The 3,802-nt window shown below is 32.6% G+C and carries 5 protein-coding genes; 3 read left to right on the top strand and 2 right to left on the bottom strand.

Features of this window, described 5'->3' with window-relative positions:
• Window positions 1–425: glycosyltransferase (locus tag L6Q46_RS13045; protein ID WP_291284674.1), on the bottom strand; the 425-nt coding region annotated here is incomplete at its 3' end.
• Complete coding sequence (locus L6Q46_RS13050) at window positions 422–871, bottom strand: type I restriction enzyme HsdR N-terminal domain-containing protein (protein ID WP_291284675.1); 450 nt, start codon at window positions 869–871, stop codon at window positions 422–424. The genes L6Q46_RS13050 and L6Q46_RS13045, both read right to left, overlap by 4 nt.
• Window positions 872–934: 63 nt before the next feature.
• On the opposite strand from L6Q46_RS13050, the gene holA reads away from it, so the two are divergent.
• The 3 genes from holA to ettA all read left to right on the top strand — a co-directional run.
• Entirely contained in the window at window positions 935–1,939 is a 1,005-nt protein-coding gene (gene holA / locus L6Q46_RS13055) for a DNA polymerase III subunit delta (RefSeq protein WP_291284676.1), read from the top strand.
• Window positions 1,940–2,017: 78 nt separating this feature from the next.
• Window positions 2,018–2,200: a CAL67264 family membrane protein gene (locus tag L6Q46_RS13060; protein WP_026725732.1), complete on the top strand. Its 183-nt coding sequence runs from the start codon at window positions 2,018–2,020 to the stop codon at window positions 2,198–2,200.
• 45 nt (window positions 2,201–2,245) lie between these two features.
• Window positions 2,246–3,802 (top strand): energy-dependent translational throttle protein EttA (gene ettA / locus L6Q46_RS13065; RefSeq protein WP_291284677.1); only part of this gene is annotated, 1,557 nt, incomplete at its 3' end.

Here is a 3,802-nt window from a genome sequence, read left to right on the forward strand (position 1 = left end):
AAAGGATAACCAAATTTATCAATAAAACCACCAGCGCCACCAGCATATTCAAAATGCGTTTTCTTTTTGAAGTCTAATAATTTTGGTTGTATGATGGCAGTTTCAGGTTGATTTTCAAAAATTTCTAAAATAGGAGCCAACCAATTTTCAGTAACTTCAATATCCGAATTGACTAAAGCATAATATTCTTCTTCAACAAACTTCAACGCTTCATTATAACCTTTTGCAAAGCCAAAATTACCTGTATTTTGAATAATTTTAACCGAAGTAAATTGGTTTTGAATGACTTCAATAGAAGTATCGGTTGAAGCATTATCAGCAACATAAATCGTAGCTTCATCTGAAAAAGCAACTACCGAAGGCAAAAACTGTTCTAATAATTTGGCTCCGTTCCAATTTAATATGACTACTGCTATTTTTTTCATTGATTTGAATATTCAGGAAGTTCTTTCAAGAAAACATATTTTTCGTTTTCAAAATCCATTTGGCAAAAATAATGATTTAGTCCATTGGTAACCATTAAATATTTAGCTTTCAAAACTAAATTATAACGCGCAATTTGGTCAAAGGTTTGTTGCGAGATTGGAACTTCAGGCGCTTTGCATTCAATTAGTAAAAATATTTCTCCATTTGGTTGAAAAACAACTCCATCATATCGTTTGCTTAAATTGTTAATTTTAATTAATTTTTCAACATTGATATACGATTTTGGATACTTTTTATCTTGTAACAAAAACTGAACTACGTGTTGACGCACCCATTCTTCTGGAGTAAGAAGAATAAATTTTTTTCTAATTTCATCAAAAATAGACACTTTATTTTCACTATTTTTGAACCGAAAGGAATAAACTGGAAAGTTCAACTTTTGCATGAAGCAAAAATAGTTATTTTAAACAAACTGCCAACTGCTACTGAACACTGAATACTTAAAACAATGGATGAAGTAATTCAAATTACAAAAGATATAAAAGCCGGAAACATCAAACCCATTTACTTTTTTATGGGCGATGAGCCTTATTATATTGATAAATTAACTGAATTTATTGAGCAAAATATCTTGCAAGAACACGAACGCGATTTCAATCAAACGATTTTATACGGTCGTGATGTTTCTATGGAAGATGTGGTTGGAAATGCAAAACGCTATCCAATGATGGCTGATCGCCAAGTGGTTGTAGTTAGAGAAGCGCAAGAGTTATCAAGAACTATTGATAAATTAGAAGCTTATGCCGAAAACCCACAACCAACAACAGTTTTAGTTTTTGCTTATAAATACAAGACTTTAGATAAACGTAAAAAAATCACCAAACTTTTAGATAAAGTTGGAGTAGTTTACGAAAGTAAAAAAATGTATGAAAATCAGGTTGGTGATTGGATTAAGCGCGTTTTATCAGGTCAAGGGTATAGCATTGAACCTAAAGCAGCTGCTATTTTAGTAGAATTTTTAGGAACTGATTTATCTAAAATCAATAACGAATTAGAAAAATTAAAAATTATACTTCCAAAAGGACACACGTTTACGCCAAAAGATATTGAAGAAAATATCGGCTTTAGTAAAGATTATAACAATTTTGAATTGCGAAAAGCCATTGGTGAAAAAGACCAACTGAAAGCATATAAAATAATCGATCATTTCTCTCAAAATCCAAAAGACAATCCAATAGTGGTTACAACAGGATTAGTATTTGGTTTCTTTTCTCAATTACTACAATATCACGGATTAAAAGATAAATCACAGTTTAATGCCGCTAAAGTTTTAAAAGTGAGTCCTTATTTTGTTAAAGATTACGAAGTAGCATTCCGAAATTATCCTATGAAAAAGGTAAGTGCTATTGTGGCTGCTTTACGCGATAGTGATGTAAAAAGTAAAGGAGTAGGCGCTTCCTCTATTACACAACACGATTTATTGAAGGAAATGTTGATTAAAATTTTCAATTAATACAAAGCATAAAAAGTTTTAAAATTTGTACCTTCGCAGTCCTAAATTTTACAAAACTTTAGTTAAAAATATTGAATTATGGGAATGAATAAAAATACAATTTTAGCTTGGGCTACTTTCATTATGATTTTAATGGGATTATTATTGATTGGCTTAGGAATTTACAGATATGCCGATGTAGCAGGTTGGGGATTTTCAGCTGTTGGAGTTGGTTTCTTTGCTATTGCTTGGGTTTTCAACGCATTAAAAGGAAGGGTTTAACAAGTTATAGTACATTTTAACAATTAATAAAACAAACATACGATTATGTCAGATGATAAGAAAGTGATTTTTTCAATGCAAAAATTGAGCAAAACCTATCCAGGAGCAGATAAACAAGTACTAAAAAACATCTATTTAAGTTTCTTTTACGGAGCAAAAATTGGTATTCTTGGATTAAATGGTTCGGGAAAATCTTCATTATTAAAAATTATTGCTGGAGTTGATAAAAATTACCAAGGTGATGTGGTTTTTCAACCAGGTTATACCGTTGGTTATTTGGAACAAGAGCCTTATTTAGACGAAACTAAAACAGTAATTGATATTGTTCGTGAAGGTGCGGCTGAAACGTTTGCTTTATTGGAAGAATTTAATAAAATTAACGACGATTTTGGTTTGCCTGAAGTATATGAAGATGCTGATAAAATGGACAAACTAATGGAGCGTCAAGCGGTTTTACAAGATAAAATCGATGCTTGTGGTGCTTGGGAAATTGATAACAAATTGGAAATTGCAATGGACGCGCTTCGTACGCCAGATCCAGAAACACCAATTTCTGTTTTATCAGGTGGAGAAAAACGTCGTGTAGCTTTATGTCGTTTACTTTTACAACAACCAGATGTATTATTATTAGATGAGCCAACCAACCACTTGGATGCAGAATCGGTACTTTGGTTAGAGCAACATTTGGCACAATATTCAGGAACTGTAATTGCCGTAACGCACGATAGATATTTCTTAGATAACGTTGCAGGTTGGATTTTAGAATTGGATAGAGGAGAAGGTATTCCATGGAAAGGAAATTATTCTTCTTGGTTAGAACAAAAATCAAATAGAATGGCGCAAGAAGAAAAAGTAGCGTCAAAACGTAGAAAAAATTTAGAACGTGAGCTGGATTGGGTGCGTCAAGGAGCAAAAGGTCGTCAAACCAAACAAAAAGCACGTTTACAGAATTACGATAAATTATTAAACGAAGACCAAAAAGAATTAGACGAGAAATTAGAAATTTACATTCCTAATGGACCTCGTTTAGGAACCAATGTAATTGAAGCTAAACATGTTTCAAAAGCATTCGGAGATAAATTATTATACGACGATTTAAATTTCGTTTTGCCTCAAGCAGGAATTGTTGGAATTATCGGACCAAATGGTGCTGGTAAATCTACAATATTCAAAATGATTATGGGAGAACAACAAGCAGATTCAGGAACATTTGAAATTGGTGATACGGTTAAAATCGCTTATGTTGATCAATCACACTCTAATATTGATCCAAACAAAACCCTTTGGGAAAACTTCTGCGATGGTCAAGAATTAATTATGATGGGTGGAAGACAAGTAAATTCTCGTGCTTACTTATCTCGTTTTAACTTTGGTGGTGGTGAACAAAACAAAAAAGTTTCTACATTATCTGGAGGAGAAAGAAATAGATTGCACTTGGCAATGACATTGAAAGAAGAAGGAAACGTACTGCTTTTAGATGAGCCAACGAATGACTTGGATGTGAATACATTACGAGCTTTAGAAGAAGGTTTAGAGAACTTTGCAGGTTGTGCGGTAATTATTTCCCACGACAGATGGTTTTTAGATAGAGTTTGTACGCAT

The sequence above is a fragment of the Flavobacterium sp. genome (genome assembly GCF_023151265.1).
Lineage (GTDB): Bacteria > Bacteroidota > Bacteroidia > Flavobacteriales > Flavobacteriaceae > Flavobacterium.

What these genes read in the sequence shown, in the direction of transcription:
- L6Q46_RS13050 (WP_291284675.1), bottom strand. Translation starts at nt 871, where the DNA reads ATGCAAAAGTTGAACTTTCCAGTTTATTCCTTTCGGTTCAAAAATAGT.
- holA (WP_291284676.1), top strand. Translation starts at nt 935, where the DNA reads ATGGATGAAGTAATTCAAATTACAAAAGATATAAAAGCCGGAAACATC.
- L6Q46_RS13060 (WP_026725732.1), top strand. Translation starts at nt 2,018, where the DNA reads ATGGGAATGAATAAAAATACAATTTTAGCTTGGGCTACTTTCATTATG.